The organism is Microbispora siamensis, assembly GCF_016863095.1.
Classification (GTDB): Bacteria; Actinomycetota; Actinomycetes; order Streptosporangiales; family Streptosporangiaceae; genus Microbispora; species Microbispora siamensis.
In genome coordinates this window covers 1-17,231 of sequence record NZ_BOOF01000044.1, presented here as the reverse complement: position 1 = coordinate 17,231, position 17,231 = coordinate 1, and the positions used below count along the sequence as shown (strand labels likewise).

Annotated in this window: 13 protein-coding genes; 10 read left to right on the top strand and 3 right to left on the bottom strand. The window is 71.6% G+C overall.

The features are described 5' to 3' along the window. Positions 1-57: 57 nt before the first annotated feature. The 3 genes from Msi02_RS32570 to Msi02_RS32560 all read left to right on the top strand — a co-directional run bounded on the left by Msi02_RS32570 (position 58) and on the right by Msi02_RS32560 (position 4,375). Positions 58-1,353 (top strand): M20/M25/M40 family metallo-hydrolase, encoded by a 1,296-nt coding sequence (locus tag Msi02_RS32570; protein WP_079315069.1) that lies wholly within the window; start codon positions 58-60, stop codon positions 1,351-1,353. Between the two features lie 110 nt (positions 1,354-1,463). Then, positions 1,464-2,090 carry a hypothetical protein gene (locus Msi02_RS32565; RefSeq protein WP_204051733.1) on the top strand — a complete coding sequence of 209 codons (627 nt, stop codon included), beginning with the start codon at positions 1,464-1,466 and terminating at the stop codon, positions 2,088-2,090. 203 nt (positions 2,091-2,293) lie between these two features. Continuing rightward, positions 2,294-4,375, top strand: coding sequence for a chaplin (locus Msi02_RS32560; RefSeq protein WP_204051732.1), 2,082 nt, complete (start codon positions 2,294-2,296; stop codon positions 4,373-4,375). A 336-nt stretch (positions 4,376-4,711) separates the two neighbouring features. On the opposite strand, the gene Msi02_RS32555 is transcribed toward Msi02_RS32560, so the two are convergent. Then, positions 4,712-4,903, bottom strand: a complete 192-nt coding sequence (locus Msi02_RS32555; RefSeq protein ID WP_220499497.1) for a DUF5703 family protein — start codon at positions 4,901-4,903, stop codon at positions 4,712-4,714. A gap of 262 nt (positions 4,904-5,165) precedes the next feature. Between Msi02_RS32555 and topA the strand changes: the two genes are divergently transcribed. The 7 genes from topA (at position 5,166) to Msi02_RS32520 (ending at position 15,948) form a co-directional block, all read left to right on the top strand. Beyond that, positions 5,166-7,844: a type I DNA topoisomerase gene (gene topA, locus Msi02_RS32550; RefSeq protein ID WP_239108925.1), complete on the top strand. Its 2,679-nt coding sequence runs from the start codon at positions 5,166-5,168 to the stop codon at positions 7,842-7,844. A gap of 171 nt (positions 7,845-8,015) precedes the next feature. Further along, on the top strand, positions 8,016-9,326 hold the full coding sequence (locus tag Msi02_RS32545) for a metallophosphoesterase (RefSeq protein ID WP_204051730.1): 1,311 nt from the start codon (positions 8,016-8,018) through the stop codon (positions 9,324-9,326). Between the two features lie 155 nt (positions 9,327-9,481). Then, positions 9,482-11,545: a dTMP kinase gene (gene tmk, locus Msi02_RS32540; RefSeq protein WP_204051729.1), complete on the top strand. Its 2,064-nt coding sequence runs from the start codon at positions 9,482-9,484 to the stop codon at positions 11,543-11,545. Between the two features lie 6 nt (positions 11,546-11,551). Then, complete coding sequence (locus tag Msi02_RS32535; protein ID WP_204051728.1) at positions 11,552-12,724, top strand: DNA polymerase III subunit delta'; 1,173 nt, start codon at positions 11,552-11,554, stop codon at positions 12,722-12,724. A gap of 86 nt (positions 12,725-12,810) precedes the next feature. Beyond that, a complete protein-coding gene (locus Msi02_RS32530; protein WP_239108923.1) occupies positions 12,811-13,323 on the top strand; it encodes a SigE family RNA polymerase sigma factor in 513 nt (170 codons plus the stop codon). Next, a complete protein-coding gene (locus Msi02_RS32525; RefSeq protein WP_204051726.1) occupies positions 13,320-14,906 on the top strand; it encodes a hypothetical protein in 1,587 nt (528 codons plus the stop codon). The genes Msi02_RS32530 and Msi02_RS32525 overlap by 4 nt, the downstream gene beginning before the upstream one ends. A gap of 190 nt (positions 14,907-15,096) precedes the next feature. Beyond that, positions 15,097-15,948: a PSP1 domain-containing protein gene (locus Msi02_RS32520; protein ID WP_204051790.1), complete on the top strand. Its 852-nt coding sequence runs from the start codon at positions 15,097-15,099 to the stop codon at positions 15,946-15,948. A 190-nt stretch (positions 15,949-16,138) separates the two neighbouring features. On the opposite strand, the gene Msi02_RS32515 is transcribed toward Msi02_RS32520, so the two are convergent. Both Msi02_RS32515 and Msi02_RS32510 read right to left on the bottom strand, forming a co-directional pair. After that, positions 16,139-16,324, bottom strand: coding sequence for a hypothetical protein (locus Msi02_RS32515; protein ID WP_204051725.1), 186 nt, complete (start codon positions 16,322-16,324; stop codon positions 16,139-16,141). 454 nt (positions 16,325-16,778) lie between these two features. Beyond that, the coding region (locus Msi02_RS32510; RefSeq protein ID WP_204051724.1) for an RICIN domain-containing protein at positions 16,779-17,231 on the bottom strand (453 nt) is incomplete at its 5' end.

The window sequence follows — 17,231 nt, the reverse complement described above, 5'->3', positions numbered from 1 at the left end:
GCCGTACGACGTAGAGGGCGGGGCCGCTGACGGGCCCGCCCGGCAGGAGGAGGCGTAATGACCCCACGCTACGGGGAGGACGAGGTCGCCGAGCTGTGCCGCGACCTGATCCGCATCGACTCGGTCAACGCTGGGGACAACGCGGGGCCCGGGGAACGCGAGGCCGCGGAGTACGTGGCCGGAAAGCTGTCGGAGGTCGGCCTGGAGCCGAGGATCCTCGAGTCCGACCGCGGACGGGCGAACGTGGTCGCCCGGGTCGAGGGCACCGACCCGAGCAGGGACGCCCTGGTCCTCCACGGTCATCTGGACGTGGTGCCGTTCGACGCCGCCGACTGGACCCATCACCCGCTGAGCGGCGAGATCGCCGACGGCTGCGTCTGGGGCCGCGGGGCGGTCGACATGAAGGACATGGACGCGATGATCCTCGCCGTCGTGCGGCGGCGGCTGAGCGAGGGGCGCAGGCCGCCCAGGGACGTCGTCCTGGTCTTCACCGCGGACGAGGAGGCCGGGGGCCACTACGGCGCCCAGTGGCTGGCCGGGCGGCATCCGGAGGTCTTCGAGGGCTGCACCGAGGCCATCGGCGAGGTCGGCGGCTTCAGCGTGACCACCGAGAAGGGCCGGCTGTACCTGATCGAGGCGGCGGAGAAGGGCATCGCCTGGATGCGCCTGACCGCCAAGGGCAGGGCCGGGCACGGCTCGATGCTCAACGACGACAACGCCGTGACCGAACTCGCCGAGGCGGTCGGCCGGCTCGGCCGCCACAAGTGGCCGGTGCGGCTCACGCCCACCGTGCAGGCGTTCTTCGAGGAGGTCTTCGGCACGGAGGTCAAGGCGGAGGACGCGGAGGCGGCCGTGGCCACCCTCGGGCCGCTCGCCCGGATGATCGGCGCCACTCTCCGCAACACGACCAACCCGACCATGCTCCAGGCCGGTTACAAGGCGAACGTCATCCCCCAGATCGCGACCGCGCACGTGGACGGCAGGTTCCTGCCGGGGTACGAGGACGAGTTCTTCCAGACCGTGGACGAGCTGCTGGGGCCGAACGTCACCCGGGAGTTCGTCTACCACGACGTGGCGGTCGAGACCCCCTTCAAGGGCCCGCTGGTCAAGGCGATGGCCGACGCGCTGCAGGAGGAGGACCCGGGCTCCCGGGCCGTTCCGTACACGCTCAGCGGCGGCACCGACCTCAAGGCCTTCAGCCGGCTCGGCATCAGCGGGTACGGCTTCGCGCCGCTCCGGCTTCCCGAAGACTTGGACTTCTCCGGGATGTTCCATGGCGTCGACGAGCGCGTTCCGGTTGATTCGCTCCGGTTTGGCGTCCGGGTCCTTGACCGTTTCCTCGAATACTGCTGAGAAAGCCCTTGCGATCACGTGCCGTGCCGCTACAGTAACTATCCGTTGGGGGTTGGATCCGCACCGGGTGGACCCAGCGGACTGTTGACTCAGCGGTTTGGGGAGGTCGCGTGACGCGCACGTCGCAGGAGCAGCGGAGGGCGAGTTCGCCCGCCGCCGTTCCCGGCGTGCGCGTCACGTCTCCCGGCTCTGCGGAGCGGAGCCGGATGGCGCGGTTCGCGGCCGGCTCCCGTCTGGGCCGCCTGCTGGTCATCGGCGGGCTGATCGCCGCCGGATGGCTGCTCGGCGTGATCTTCGGTGTCTTCGGCACGGCGACGTCCGTGGCCGGGACCGCACCCTCACATGACGTCGCCGGGTCGGTTCTTCCCGACCGTTTCTCAGGTCCGGACCTCGGTCTGCCGCCCTCACCGGGCGCGGTCGAGTCCCACGGGAAGAGCACCGACGGTTTCCCCACGGCGGCGGACGACGTCTCGGTGAACGCCGAGGCGATGGCGGGACGCACGGTCGACGGGCTCACCAGCCAGTCGAAGCCTCTGCTCCCTCCGCCCTCCACCGCGGACCACGCGCCCGCAGACCGGGGCCTGGTCCCGCAGTCGAGCGGTGGAAACATCCTGTTCGGGGATGTCGCGCGGGATGTGTTCGAACCGCGCTTCACCAAGCTGCCCGCCCCACTGGCGGCGGTTGTTCCCCCGGTGGTCCGCACAGCGGCGGACGACCCGTCTTTCTCTCCTGACTGATCCCGCCTTCGTGCCGGTCCCCGTCGTACGGCGACCGGTGCCAGCGCCTGCCCTCGCTCGTGGTGCCCGGGCGGCAGGCTCCCGCGGGTGACGCGGAATCTCCCATCCTCGTGACGTCCACCGCTCCGCTGTGCTCATGCGGTCTGGACACGCGTCGCGAGCTGTCAGGTAACCCCCTAGAAGAACCACTAGGAGCATTCATCATGCGAACGTGGGCGAAGGGCTCGGCCTCCGCGGCGTTTCTGGCCGCCGGCGTCATGGCCCTTGGCAGCGGTACGGCTTTCGCCGACACCGACGGCAGTCACTCGGTGCTCGGCGGCAACCAGGTCGACATCCCGGTGACCCTGCCGATCGACATCAGCGGCAACGCGGTGGCGGTCGTCGGAGACTCCCGGGCCTCCTCCCTGGGCGGCGCGACCGCGCAGGGCGCGGGCGTGGGCGCCGGGCAGAACAGGACCTCCGGCGCGGGCAGCATCCTCGGCGGCAACCAGGTGGTGGCGCCGATCAACGCCCCGATCAACGCCTGCGGCAACGCGGTGTCCGTCATCGGCCGGTCCGACGCGGGCTGCCGGGGCGGCGCGGCGGTCAAGGGCTCGGGACGGCGAGGGAACGCGGGCGGCAACCGCACCAGCGGGGTGCACAGCATCGGGGGCGGCAACCAGGTCGTCGCGCCGATCACCGCGCCGATCAACCTGTGCGGCAACTCGATCGCCGTCTTCGGCGACGCCACGGCGGGGTGCCGTGGCGGCGCCTTCGTCGGCGGCGGCCGTGACGGCGTCCGCGCCGGTGGCAACCGCACCAGCGGCCGTGGCTCGATCCTGGGCGGCAACCAGGTGGTCGCGCCGATCACGGCGCCCATCAACGTCTGCGGCAACTCCGTCGCGGTCCTCGGCGAGGCGTTCTCGGGCTGCCGCGGCGGTTCGTCCGTGGGCGGCTCCGGCGGCCACGGGGGTCACGGCGGCCACGGCGGTCACGGGGGCCACGGCGGATACGGCGGTCACCACGGAGGCGGTCACTGGCACCGTCCCGGCTCGACCGGTCACGACACCGACGGCCGTTACTCGGCCGGCAGCGGCACCCAGGTGGTCGCGCCGATCACCACGCCGGCCGACGTGTGCGGCAACGGTTCCGGCAGCTGCCACGGCGGCTCCACGCCAGGTCACGGCGGGCACTCGGGCCACGGCGGGCACGGTGGACACGGCGGTTGGTCCGGCGGCTGGTCCGGTGGCGGCGCGGGTGGCAACCGCACCAGCGGGGTGCACAGCGTCGGCGGCGGCAACCAGGTGGTCGCGCCGATCACCGCTCCCATCAACGTCTGCGGGAACGCCATCGCGATCGTCGGCGACGCCTTCGCGGGCTGCCGCGGCGGCGCGACCGTGATCGGCGGCTGGAGCAAGCACGGCGGCCGCTGGGGCGCCGGCGGGAACGTCACGTCCGGTCGCGGCTCGATCCTCGGGGGCAACCAGGTGGTCGCCCCGATCACGGCCCCGATCAACGTCTGCGGCAACGCGGTGAGCGTCATCGGCCGGTCCCACGCGGGCTGCCGTGGCGGCGCCTCGGTCCTCGGCGGCGGTGCCGGCGCGGGCGGCAACATCACCTCGGGCAGGCACGGGATCCTCGCGGGCAACCAGATCGTCGCCCCGATCACCGCGCCGATCAACGTCTGCGGCAACGCGGTGGCCGTGCTCGGCGACGCCGCCGCGGGGTGCCTGGGCGGCGCCCAGGTGGGCGGCGGCTGGAAGCACCACGGCTACTGGGTCCAGCACAAGAGCGCCCGTGGCGCGATCATGCCCGCCATGCCGGGTGCGTCGGTGCTGTCGGGCAAGCACACGGTGCAGCAGATGAGCGCTGCCGCCGCTCCCTCCGCCCCGGTCGTCGGCGACCTGCCGAACATGCTCGGCCTGCCGGAGACCCCGAGCCTGCCCGCCGTTCCCGCCGCGAAGGGCAAGAAGGGCGCCGGCACCCCCGCGGCCGTCTCCAAGGCCGGCGGCACGCTCGACGACGCGACTCGCTCGCTGCCCACCAACCAGACGCTGGAGGACGCGACCGCCTCGCTGCCCGTCGCCGACACGACGCGCAACCTCCCGACCGGCGACCTCGGGAAGAGCACTGACGTGCTGCCGCTGGGCAAGCTGAGCAGCCTCAAGCTGATGAGCGCCGAGCAGCCCGTCGGCCTGACCGGGATGAACCCGGCGTCGTTCCTCGCCCTGGCCCTCGGTGCCATGTTCGCCGCTTCGGCGAGCCTGTTCGCCGTCACCCGCCGCTTCCGGTTCGGCCGCAAGTAGCCGTACGGCCGCGCGTGACGGCGCGGGAGCACCTCCGGCGGCGACGGCCGTACGGAAGTGACCCGGCGGCGCGCGGCTGACGGAGGCGAGGGATATCCTCGCCCGCGCCAGGGAGTGTCCGACAGATGCTGCCCGGCGCGGGCGACCAGGACGCCCCCCCACCGCCAGTGGAGGGAGGCACGAACGCTTTGCCCGTTCCGGGGGCGCGGCCCGGGGCGGGCAAAGCCCTTTTGTCCGGTACTGTTTCAGGACACATTGGAGCACTTACGGTCATGGCATCGACGGCATTACGGATGGGCAAAGCCCTTTTGACCGTGGCGTCCACGCCCGCGGGGCTCACATGGTCCGGGCGGCCCGTATGATCTTCCGACGCAGCCGGACGCGCCTGCTGCCGTCGGGATAAAGGCGTAGCCGCTCCAGTTCCCAGTCTCCGTGCTCGGCATGCTCCGTGAGCATCTGCCTCGCCACCTCACGAGGGGTGCCCCGAGGGAGATACAGGTCCAGATAGGAGTAGTCGAGCACAGCCATTGGTCTCCGGGGCGTGCTAGGGAACTCGATGGGCTCTATTCTGCGTCTCCGTGGATAACAGCGCCAGGCGGGTTACATTCCCGGACATAACCGGGTAGCCCGAGGGGGAGGAACGTGCGGCGGCAGGTACCTTCAAAGCGGCGCCTCGTCGGCGCCCCACGGGGGTAAGTGCCCCCGGCCCGGACGACGAGGGTGTCATGAGCCGGGAGTACGAAGCCCGGCAGCACGGGGAATGACAGCGGACAGCGAGGTAGGAAGCAGCGTGCCAGCCAACAACGGCAACGCCGGCGGAACCCGCCTGGTGATCGTGGAATCGCCCGCGAAGGCGAAGACGATCGCCGGGTACCTCGGGCGCGGCTACATCGTCGAGTCGAGCATCGGCCACATCCGCGATCTTCCGGAGAAGGCCGATGACATCCCGGAGAAGTACAAGAGCGAGGCCTGGGCCCGCCTTGGGGTGAACGTCGATCACGAGTTCGAGCCGCTCTATGTCGTGAACCCGGACAAGAAGTCGCAGGTGTCCAAGCTCAAGCAGCTTCTCAAGGAAGCCGACGAGCTCTACCTCGCCACCGACGAGGACCGGGAGGGCGAGGCCATCGCCTGGCACCTGCGCGAGGTGCTCAAGCCCAAGATCCCGGTGCACCGCATGGTGTTCCACGAGATCACCCCGCACGCGATCAGGGACGCGGTCTCCAATCCGCGTGACCTCAACCTCCGCCTGGTCGACGCCCAGGAGACCCGGCGCATCCTCGACCGCCTGTACGGCTACGAGGTCAGCCCGGTCCTGTGGAAGAAGGTCAAGCCGCGGCTTTCCGCCGGTCGGGTCCAGTCGGTCGCCACCAGGCTCGTGGTGGAGCGCGAGCGGGAGCGCATGGCGTTCACCGCCGCGAACTACTGGGACCTGCAGGCGCTGTTCGACACCGGCCGGGCGGGCGACGACCCCCGGACGTTCTCCGCCACGCTGACCGGTGTGGACGGCAGGCGCGTGGCCCAGGGCCGCGACTTCGCCTCCACCGGCAGGCTGAAGGGCTCCGACGTCCTCCACCTCGACGAGGCCGCCGCGACGGCCCTCGCCGGCCGCCTGGAGGGCGTGTCCTACGCGGTGCGCTCGGTCGAGCGCAAGCCGTACACGCGCAAGCCGTACGCGCCGTTCCGGACGACGACGCTGCAGCAGGAGGCGAGCCGCAAGCTGGGCTTCTCCGCCAAGTACACGATGCAGGTGGCCCAGCGGCTGTACGAGAACGGCTACATCACCTACATGCGTACCGACAGCATCACGCTGTCGGAGACCGCCGTCGCCGCCGCCCGCAGCCAGGCGATCAAGCTGTACGGCTCGGCGTACGTGCCGGACAAGCCGCGCGTCTACACCAGCAAGGTGAAGAACGCCCAGGAGGCGCACGAGGCGATCCGGCCGTCCGGCGAGGAGTTCCGCACGCCGGGCGAGACCGGCCTGTCCGGGGACATGTTCCGGCTGTACGAGCTGATCTGGCAGCGCACGGTCGCCTCCCAGATGAAGGACGCGGTCGGCGAGTCGGTGTCGGTCAAGGTGGGCGGCACATCCAGCGCCGGCGAGAACGTGGAGTTCAGCGCCACCGGCCGGACCATCACCTTCTACGGCTTCCTCAAGGCGTACGTCGAGGGTGCGGACGACCCCTCGACCGACCGGGACGACTCGGAGAAGCGTCTGCCCACGCTGGCCGAGGGCGACCGGCTCACGGCGGCCGAGCTGACCGCGCTCGGGCACTCGACCAAGCCGCCCGCGCGGTACACCGAGGCGTCGCTGGTCAAGGAGCTGGAAGACCGGGAGATCGGGCGGCCGTCGACGTACGCGTCGATCATCGGGACGATCCTCGACCGGGGCTACGTGTTCAAGAAGGGCACCGCCCTGGTGCCGTCGTTCCTCGCGTTCGCCGTGGTCAACCTGCTCGAACAGCACTTCGGCAACCTGGTCGACTACGACTTCACGGCCGAGATGGAGAAGGTCCTCGACGACATCGCCAACGACCGCGCCGAGCGGGTGCCCGAGCTGCGCCGGTTCTACTTCGGCGGCGGGGACGGCGACGAGGGCCTGAAGGAGATGGTCACCGACCTCGGCGAGATCGACGCAAAGGAGATCAGCTCCTTCCCGATCAAGGGCACGGACATCGTGATCAGGGTCGGCCGCTACGGTCCGTACCTCGACCGCGACGGCGCCCGGGTGAACATTCCCGAGGACATGGCGCCCGACGAGCTGACCGCCGAGAAGGCCGAGGAGCTGTTCTCGCGCCCGAGCGGCGACCGCGAGCTGGGCGTCGACCCCGCGACCGGCCGGAGGATCGTGGCCAAGGACGGCCGTTTCGGCCCGTACGTCACGGAGATCCTGCCCGAGGAGCCGGCGCCGGCCGACGGCAAGAAGCGGACGAAGAAGGCCGACGCGCCCAAGCCGCGGACCAGCTCGCTGTTCAAGACGATGTCCCTCGACACGATCACACTGGAGCAGGCGCTGAAGCTGCTCCAGCTGCCCAGGGTCGTCGGCGAGATCGACGGCGAGGAGGTGACCGCGCAGAACGGCAAGTTCGGGCCGTACATCAAGAAGGGCACCGACTCGCGCTCGCTGGCCTCCGAGGAGGACCTGCTCACGATCACCATCGAGCAGGCCAAGGAGCTGTTCGCGCAGCCGAAGGCCCGTGGACGCGGCCGTGCCGCCGCCGCGCCGCCCCTTCGTGAGCTGGGCGAGGACCCGAACTCCAAGAAGCCGGTCGTGGTGAAGGAGGGCCGCTTCGGTCCGTACGTCACCGACGGCGACACCAACGCGTCGCTGCGCAAGGGCGACACGGTCGAGGACATCACGCTGGAGCGGGCGGCGGAGCTGCTGGCCGAGCGGCGGGAGCGGGCGCCCGCAGCCAAGCGCACGACGACCCGGACCAGGACCGCCGCGAAGAAGCCCGCCGGCAAGTCCTGAACCCCGGTCCCGCGGACGGCGGGGCGGGTGCGGGCGTGGTCACGCACGTTGTCCACAGCCGGGCCCGGCTGTGGACAACGGACGCGGCTGTCGGCGTGAGCTCGTAGCATCGTCGTCAGCCGGCCCTTGATCGCCAGCCGGTCGAGGGGAGTTCTCGTGGGGTTCGTCGGCATGATTCTGACGGCCGTGGTCGTCGTGCACCTCTACTTGTGGCGGCGGCTGGTCAGGGCGTCGACGACGCCGGGATCGCGTCCGCGCCGGGTGCTGACGTGGGCGCTCGTGATCTTGGCCGTCGTGATGGTGGTGACCTTCGCCGGGAGCCGGCTCGGCCTCGGCATGGACGTCGAGCGGGTCGTGGCCTGGCCCGGCTATCTGTGGCTGGCCGTGATGTTCTACCTGTTCGTGTTCGGCCTGGTCATGGAGGTGCCCCGGGCGATCGCGACGTTCGTCGTGTCCAGACGCCGCCGTACGGCCGAGACCGCCGCGGCCCCGGCCGAGCGGGCCGAGGGGGAGGCGGCGCCGGTGGACGAGGTGGTCCTCGCCGGAGCGGCGGCCGGGGGAGGCTCCACCGCTCACGGCACGGCCACGATCGGCAGGCCGGCGGCGGAGGGGGCCGCGGCGGACGCGCCGGCGATCGACCGCCGGCTGTTCATCTCCCGCACGGCCTCCGCGGTCGTGGCCGCCGGAGCGCTCGCGACCGTGGGCTACGGCGTGAGCCGGGCACTCGGCGATCCGGTGATCGAGAGGGTGCCGATCCGCCTGCCCCGGCTCGATCCCCGGATGAGCGGGCTGCGCATCGCGGTCGTCAGCGACATCCACCTCGGCCCGCTGAGCGGCCGGGGGCACACCGAGCGGATCGTCCGGATGATCAACGGTCTGCAGGCCGACGCGGTGACGATCGTGGGCGACCTGGTGGACGGCACGGTCGCCGAGCTCGGTCGTCTCGCCACGCCGCTCAGGTCCCTCGAATCCCGCTATGGCGCGTATTTCGTGACCGGCAACCACGAGTACTACACCGCCGCGGGCCCGCAGGAATGGATCGAGGAGCTGCGCTCGCTGGGCGTCCGGCCGCTGCGCAACGAGCGGGTCGAGATCCGGCACGCGGGAGCCGTGCTGGACCTCGCGGGCGTCAACGACCTCAACGGCGTGCCGTCGGGCGACGGCCCGGACTTCGGCAAGGCGCTCGGAGGCCGCGACGCGAACCGGCCCGTCGTGCTCATGGCCCACCAGCCCGTCCAGGTGACGCAGGCCGCCGCGCACGGCGTCGACCTCCAGCTGTCCGGGCACACCCACGGCGGGCAGATGGCGCCGTTCAACCTGCTCGTGCCGCTGCAGCAGCCCGTGGTGGCGGGACTGGCGAGCGTGCCGCGCACGGGCGGCGGCGACACCCAGGTCTACGTGACACGAGGTGCGGGCTTCTGGGGGCCGCCGGTCCGCGTGGGCGCGCCGCCCGAGATCACCCTCGTCGAGCTGCGGACCTGACCGCGCCCGGTCCGCGGGAGCGGAACCGGGCAGAGCATTGGCGCCATCTCGACAGCGAGGACGAGGCGGACGTAATACCCTCAGGCGACGGGCAGGCCCCAGTGGCCCGCTCGTCCGTCTCCCAAGCCCAGCGAGCACCTGGATACGCTGACATCATGAGCACCCCTGGCCGGGCCGCCGCGCGACGCAAGCAGCCGCACGTGCTGGCGAACGCGCCGTTCCGCAGACTGTGGACGGCGATGGCGACGTGCAGCCTCGGCGACTGGCTCAACATCATCGCGCTGACCGCCCTGGCCGGTAACCTGACCGCGGGATCCGGCTTTCAGGCGCAGAGCCTCGCCATCGGCGGCGTCTTCGTCGCCAAGATGCTGCCCGCGATCCTGCTCGGCCCGCTCGCGGGAGCGGTGGCCGACCGGTTCGACCGCAGGCTGACGATGGTCGTCGCCGACCTCGCCAGGTTCGCGGTGGTGCTGTCGATCCCGCTGGTCGGCGTCTACCAGTGGGTGATCATCGCGACGTTCCTGGTCGAGTGCGTGAACCTCTTCTGGGTGCCCGCCAAGGACGCCACCGTGCCCAACCTCGTGCCCAAGGAGCGGCTCGAGGAGGCCAACCAGCTCAACCTCCTCGTCACGTACGGCACCGCCCCCGTGGCCGCGGCGCTGTTCGCGATCGTGTCGGGCGTGGTCACGACGATCTCGGCGGCCGCCCCGTCGTTCGACGTCGCGGCCACCAGCGTGGCGCTGTACGCCAACGCGCTGGCCTACCTCGCCTCCGCCGTGATGGTCTTCACGCTGCGGGCCATTCCGAAGAACCACATCAGGCACGTGTCCGCGCCCTCGGTGCTCCGGCAGATCACCGAGGGCTGGCGGTTCGTCGGCGGCAACCGCGTCGTGCGCGGCCTGATCATCGGCATGCTCGGCGCGTTCGCCGCCGGGGGCGCCGTCATCGGGGTCGCCAAGGCGTACGTGCAGGCTCTGGGCGGCGGTGACGCGGGGTACGGCGCGGTGTTCTGCGCCGTCTTCCTCGGCATGGCGTTCGGCATGTTCTTCGGCCTGCGGCTGCTGAAGGGCCTGTCCAGGCGGCGGCTGTTCGGGCTGTCGATCGTGCTCGCGGGGCTGACGCTGGCCGCCGTCTCGCTCATCCAGAACCTGGTCGTCGTGGTCGTGCTGACCGTGGTGCTGGGCGCCTGCGCCGGCATCGCCTGGATCATCGGCTACACGGTGATCGGCCTGGAGGTGGAGGACGGGCTGCGCGGCCGTACGTTCTCCTTCCTGCAGTCGCTGGCCCGGGTGGTGCTGCTGCTGGTCGTGGCGGTGGCGTCCACACTGGCCGCGCTGTTCGGCACGCACGCACTCCGGATCGCCGGGATCAGCTACCGCTTCGACGGCACGAACCTCGTGCTGCTCCTGGGGGCGCTGCTGGCGATCGCCGTCGGGGTGGTCGCGCTGCGGCACATGGACGACCGGCCGGGCGTTCCCATCGCGGTCGACCTGCTGACCGCCCTGCGCGGCCGGCGGTTCGTGCCGGAGGAGGCGGATCCCGACCGCGGGCTGTTCATCGCCTTCGAGGGCGGCGAGGGCTCGGGCAAGACCACCCAGTCGCGGCTGCTCGCGATCTGGCTGCGCGACCAGGGCTTCGACGTCGTGCAGACCCGCGAGCCGGGCTCGACCAAGGTCGGCATGCGGCTGCGGGCGATCCTGCTCGACGCCGCCCACCAGGGCCTGTCGCCGCGGGCCGAGGCGATGCTGTACGCCGCCGACCGGGCCGAGCACGTGGAGAAGGTCATCAGGCCCGCGTTGCAGCGCGGCTCGACGGTGATCTCCGACAGGTACGTGGACTCGTCGCTGGCCTACCAGGGCGCCGGGCGGTCGCTCGACCCGGAGGACGTCGCGAGGATCAACAGGTGGGCGACGGGCGGGCTCGTCCCCGACCTGACCGTGCTCATCGACGTGCCGCCCGCGGTCGGGCTGCGGCGGATGGCCTCGCCCGCCGACCGCATCGAGGCGGAGCCGCTGGAGTTCCACGAGCGGGTGCGGCGGGAGTTCCGGGCGCTGGCGGCGGCCGACCCCGACCGCTACCTGGTGGTGGACGGCACGCTGGACCAGCGGGAGGTGACGCGCCTGATCCAGGACCGGGTGCGTGAGATCCTGCCCGACCCGGTGCCGCAGGAGGCCGAGGAGGCCACCGGCACGATGCCCGCCATCCGCGACTTCGGGTAGCCGCGCATGACCGTTTTCGGAGATCTGATCGGGCAGGACCGGGCGATCGACGTGATGCGGCGGGCCGCGTCGGCCGCGGCCGAGGTCGTCGCCGGAGGCCGCGGCGCGGGCATGACCCACGCCTGGCTGTTCACCGGGCCGGCCCTGCGGTCCGCGGCCGCCACGGCGTTCGCGGCCTCGCTGCTCTGCCCCGACCAGGGGTGCGGCCACTGCGACGCCTGCCACCAGGTCGAGGTCGGCTCGCACCCGGACGTCACGTTCGTCCGGCCCGAGGGCCTGTCGTACAGCGTGCGGCAGACGCGTGAACTCGTGCTCAAGTCGGCGGGGGCGCCCACCCTCGGCCGCTGGCGGATCGTGCTGTTCGAGGACGCCGACCGGGTGACAGAGGCGGCGGCCAACGCGCTGCTCAAGGCCATCGAGGAGCCGCCGCCACGGACCGTGTGGCTGCTGTGCGCGCCCTCGCCGGATGACATGATCATCACGATCCGCTCGCGCTGCCGGGTCGTGACGCTGGGCACGCCCTCCACCGAGGCGGTCGCGAACGTGCTGGTGACCCGCGACGGGGTGCCCCACGACGTGGCGCTCGACGCCGCGCGGGCGGCCCAGGGGGACATCGGCCGGGCGCGGCGGCTCGCGCTGGACGAGGAGACGCGGCGCCGGCGCGACGACGTGCTGTCGATCCCCCGGTCGCTGACCGGTGTGGCGGAGTGCATCACCGCCGCCGAGCGGCTGGTGAAGACCTCCACCGAGGACGCCGACGCGGCCACGACCGCGCTGAACGAGGTCGAGACCGCCGAGTTGCGCAAGGTCTACGGCGAGGGCTCCTCCGGCAAGGGGCTCAACAAGGGCCTCGTGCGGGGCGGCGCGGGCGCGCTCAAGGAACTCGAGACCATGCAGAAGTCGCGGGCGACCCGCATCAAGCGCGACTCCCTCGACCTCGCGCTGCTCGAACTCGTGGCGTTCTACCGCGACGTGCTGGCCGTGCAGTTCGGGGCCTCGGTAGAGCTGGCCAACGAGGACCGCAGGCACGAGGTGGAGGCCGTCGCGCGCGCGTCCACTCCCGAGCAGACGCTGCGCCGTACGGACGCGATCATGAAGTGCCGGGAACGGCTGGCGGCCAACGTGAACCCGCAGATCGCGGTCGAGGCCATGACCCTCGCTCTTCGCTCGCCCGCGTAGGACGCCAAGCAACCCCGGCGGGCGTACGGCGTCTCTGGTACATGAAGGCCGAAACGCTCGATCTCGATGAGCAATCCGGGGGGCCCGTGAGCGTCCCGCCCCTGTCGGCGGGCGCCGACGACACGATCAGCGGGCTCTACGCCGAGCACGCCCTCGGCCTCACCCGGCTGGCCCTGATCATGGTCGGCGACCGGGAGAGCGCCGAGGACGTGGTGCAGGAGGCGTTCCTCGGCCTGCACCGGCGCTTCGACGGCCTGCGTGACCGGGACAAGGCGCTCGTCTACGTGCGCGCCGCGGTGCTGAACAACGCCCGCTCCGTGCTGCGCAGGCGGCGGATGCCGTCCTGGTTCGCCGGCACGTACGACCCGCCCGTCTGGTCGGCCGAGTCGGCCGCGATCCTCGGCGTGGAGCGGCGGGAGGTCATGGAGGCCCTCCACCGCCTGCCCCGGCGCCAGCGGGAGGCCCTGGTCCTGCGCTACTACGCCGAGCTGTCCGAAGAGGAGACGGCCCGCGTCATGAAGATCAGCCGGGGCACCGTGAAGTCCACCACCTCCCGGGCGCTCGACGCGCTCGGCCGCCTCCTGGGAGAGACCCCATGAACGACGACGTCATCCGCCGGTTGCAGGACGCCACCCGCGCGGTGGGGGACACGGTCGAGGCCGTCCCGCCGTTCGACTCCGCCGCCGTCCCCACCCGCCGCCGTACGCGCGTGGGCGCCGCCCGGGGGAGGGCCTGGTTGGTTCCGGTCGCGGCGGCGGCCGCCGTGACCGTCGCGGTCGCGGGCGGGGTGGCCGTCGCGCGCCACGGCGGCGCGACCATGGACACGGCCGCCGGCACGACGGCGGGCCCGGCCGTCGAGCCGTCCTTCCTCGTGCAGATCCGCTCCGGGAACATCGCGGTCAGGAGTGTCGCCGACGGCCACGTGACGGCCACGGTGCCCGGGCCGGAGGGCGAGCGGTTCACCCAGGTGCAGGCCGTCCGGGACAACCGGCTCTTCTACGCCGTGGCCGAGCAGGACGCGTGCCGGTCCCACTTCTACTGGTTCAGCCTCGGCGACAGCGGGGAGGTCGGCTCCATCGGCGAGCTTCCGTTCACGCCTGGGGAGGGCAGCGTCACCTCACTCGCGGTGAACGGAGACGGCTCCAGGCTGGCCTACGGGCTGTCTCCCTGTACGCCGGGCAGACAGGGTGCGTCGCTGATCGTCATGGATACGGCGACCGGCGACAGCCGTGCCTGGATCTCTGGAAGGACGTCGGCCGTCGAGGACGTCTCGATGAGCGACGACGGGCGCACCCTCGTGTTCCGCCGGGCGGGCGTGGTCTGGGGGACTTCGACGGAGGCGATCAAGAAGCCGTCGGTTCCGCCGGACGCGACCCCGGAAGCCGCCACGGAGCCGGAAGCCACCGCGGAGCCGGAAGCCACTGCGGAGCCGGAAACAACGCAGGAGGTGCCCCGGGATTCAGCCGCCGTGGAGTCGGCTCTCCCGCAGGACGACGGCGGCGTCCTGCCGGAGTCGTGGGCGACCCCGGGAGAGTCGGGAACGGCGCCCTCCCCGGCTGCTCCTGCGGCAACGGATGCGGCGCAGGCACCACGAGAGCGGTCCGTGGCGGCGTCGGCCGGGCCCTCCGCTCCGCCGCTGCCCAAGGGGTGGACCTGCCTGTTGCCGGCCAGAACGGTGCAGGTCCCGACGGGGAATCCGGCCTCGGGCACGACGCCTCCCGCAGGCGGACCCGCGAGGACGGTGGCCTGGGAGTGCTCGATGTCCCAGACGGTGTGGGTGCTCGACACCGGAACCTCCGGCGGCCTCGACGACGTACGTGCGATCAAGCTGGGGGGATCGACCGTTCCGACGACGAGCGGGGTCTACGACATCACCCTCACCCCCGACGGCGGACGCGTCGTGGCGGTGGTGGGCTGGAGCAAGCTGGCGCGGGTGCAGGGTGAGTCCAAGCTCGCGGGGGCCGTCGACGAGGTCGTGGCGTACGACGTCGGCACCGGGCGGGCCGTGCAGACTCTCTATCGGGATGAGGACGGACGGCCCCCCTTGGAGCGCGTCGACGTGGACGGCACCGGGCGGTTCGTGTTGGTGGTCAGGCCGGACGAGACGGGACAGGTGACGGAATCCGGGTATCGCACGCTGTTCACGGACGACGGCGGCGTCGCACGGACGGCGGCCTGGTAGGAGGGCGGTAGGACGGCGCTGTAGGACGGCCTGTGGACGGACGTCTCCGGCGGGCCGGATCTCCCGGTCCGCCGAGAGGTTGTCCACAGGCGATGATTTCCGGTGCCGTACGGCACGTATGGTGGGTTCGAGCGCTGAGGCGTTTGGGGCGCGACAGCCGTACGGGATCGAGGAGGGCCGGCGCGTGGGCATGATGATGGCGGTGAGCTTCACTCGCTACGGACGGCTCTACTACCTCGATCCGGGCGGCCACTCTCCCAAGGTGGGCGACAAGGTCCTCGTGCCGACGGACTCCGGGCCCGAGGTCGCCGAGTGCGTGTGGGCGCCGCAGTACGTGAGCGAGGACGTCGAGGGCCTGCCCGTCTGTCAGGGCATCGCGGCCGAGGAGCACCTGGCCCGCGACGAGACCAACCGCCGCCGCAGGGCGGAGGCCCGCAGTGTGTCCAAGCGCCTGATCAAGCGGCACGAGCTTCCGATGAAGGTGGTCGGCGTCGACTACCTGGACGCCGACAACGTCTACACCGTGTACTTCTCCGCGCCCCACCGGGTCGACTTCCGGGCGCTGGTGCGCGACCTGGCCCGCAACCTGCGGGCCCGGGTCGAACTGCGGCAGATCGGCCCGCGCGACGAGGCAAGGCTCCAGGGCGGCATCGGCCCCTGCGGACGCGACCTGTGCTGTGCGACGTTCCTCAAGGACTTCGAGCCCGTCTCGGTGCGGATGGCCAAGGACCAGGACCTCCCGGTCAACCCGCTCAGGATCGCGGGCGCCTGCGGCAGGCTGATGTGCTGCCTGAAGTACGAGCACCCGCTCTACCAGGAGTTCCGGGCGTCGGCGCCGCGTGCGGGTCTCGCGGTGGACACCCCGCAGGGCCCGGGCACGGTGGTGGGCCACAACGTGCCGTCCGACTCCGTCATCGTCCGCCTCAACGAGGGCGGCCGCCGCTGCGCCTGCTCCAAGGCCAGCGTCTGCGCCCCGCGCAAGCAGCATGACGCGATGTACGGCGACGCGCAGGCAGTGGCCGTGAGCGATCCCACGGAGTAGGCGAGTTCCGGTGCGCCGGGGCCCGGCGCGCTCTGGATCGTCCTCGGGCCCACTTTGTTCGAAGGGGCAGCCTCTTTCGCGCCCGGCGGCGGGAAAGACGTGCCGCGAGCCGTACGCGGCGATACGACCGGTCGGGGTGAAGGTGTGGCCAGGACCGAACGCGGGCCGGAGGAGGGACCGGACCATGACCTCAGCGGGGTGGCTGCCCGTCCTCGTCCCGGAAGAAGATCTCGCTACTGGCCATGACGACCTCGTAGGTGTCGGTCACCGCCTTCGGCCTCCGGGTGTAGCAACGGTATCCGGTGGTCGTCGGAGCGGCGCCTTCGGAATCCGGAGGGATCAGGTCGACGCCGCCCGGGACGATGTCGCATCGCACCGCCGCCCCGCGCTTCCGCTCGTTCCCGGTCTGCTCCCAGAACTCTACGTCGTAGCCGGGCGGCGGGTCATACCGGCTGAAGTTTCGGATGAGGGTGAAACCTCCCCGTCCAGAGAGTAACCGACGCGAGCAGCGGCGGCCGTCTCGCGGAGGACTGGGCCGAGGCCTGGCGCGACCGCTGAAGTGCCCGGTGAAGGGCACAACCCTGTCTGGCTGGTGCCCTCCGGGTGCTGCGCGCGGTCGGTGTCAGGGGCTCGTGCAGGTGAGGGACGACGACAGCGTGCCGCCCCTCACCTGGTTGATCGTTGGCCGTCGATCGCCGAACTGCCGGCCGTCACGGTGCCTGCACCGTGCCTGCACCATGCCTGCACCGTGCCTTCACCATGCCTGCACCGTGCCTTCACCATGCCTGCGCCGTGCCTTCACCGTGGCGGCCAGAAGGCTGGGGACCGAGTCAGGTGCGGGTCCACTGCTGGTTGCTCTCGCCGTGGCAGGTCCAGATGTGCACCTTGCTGCCGTTGGCGGTGCCGTAGTTCGACACGTCCAGGCACTTGTTCGCCCCGACCGCGGTGATGGTGCCGTCGGAGTTGAAGCGCCACTTCTGGTTGTTCTGCCCGTTGCAGTCCCAGATGATCACCGCCGTGCCGTCCGCCGTGCCCGCGCCGTTCACGTCCAGGCACTTGTTGCCGTAGACGCGCAGCTCACCCGCGCTCGTGGAGGCCCACTGCTGATTGGACTGCCCGTTGCAATCCCAGATCTGCACCTGTGCCCCGTTGGCCTGCGAGGCCTCGGTGACATCCAGGCACCGGCCCGAGCCCGTACCCCGGATCGCATTCGTCGCCTGCGGAGTGCCCGTCGGCGAGGGCGACGGCGTGGGCGACGGCGAGGGTGATGTGGTCGGTCCGCC

Bases quoted from the DNA above. Each gene is read 5' to 3' on its own strand.
- Msi02_RS32525 (WP_204051726.1), top strand. From the start codon at position 13,320: ATGAACGACGACGTCATCCGCCGGTTGCAGGACGCCACCCGCGCGGTG.
- Msi02_RS32560 (WP_204051732.1), top strand. From the start codon at position 2,294: ATGCGAACGTGGGCGAAGGGCTCGGCCTCCGCGGCGTTTCTGGCCGCC.
- Msi02_RS32555 (WP_220499497.1), bottom strand. From the start codon at position 4,903: ATGGCTGTGCTCGACTACTCCTATCTGGACCTGTATCTCCCTCGGGGC.
- tmk (WP_204051729.1), top strand. From the start codon at position 9,482: ATGAGCACCCCTGGCCGGGCCGCCGCGCGACGCAAGCAGCCGCACGTG.
- Msi02_RS32535 (WP_204051728.1), top strand. From the start codon at position 11,552: ATGACCGTTTTCGGAGATCTGATCGGGCAGGACCGGGCGATCGACGTG.
- Msi02_RS32570 (WP_079315069.1), top strand. From the start codon at position 58: ATGACCCCACGCTACGGGGAGGACGAGGTCGCCGAGCTGTGCCGCGAC.
- Msi02_RS32545 (WP_204051730.1), top strand. From the start codon at position 8,016: ATGATTCTGACGGCCGTGGTCGTCGTGCACCTCTACTTGTGGCGGCGG.
- Msi02_RS32520 (WP_204051790.1), top strand. From the start codon at position 15,097: ATGATGATGGCGGTGAGCTTCACTCGCTACGGACGGCTCTACTACCTC.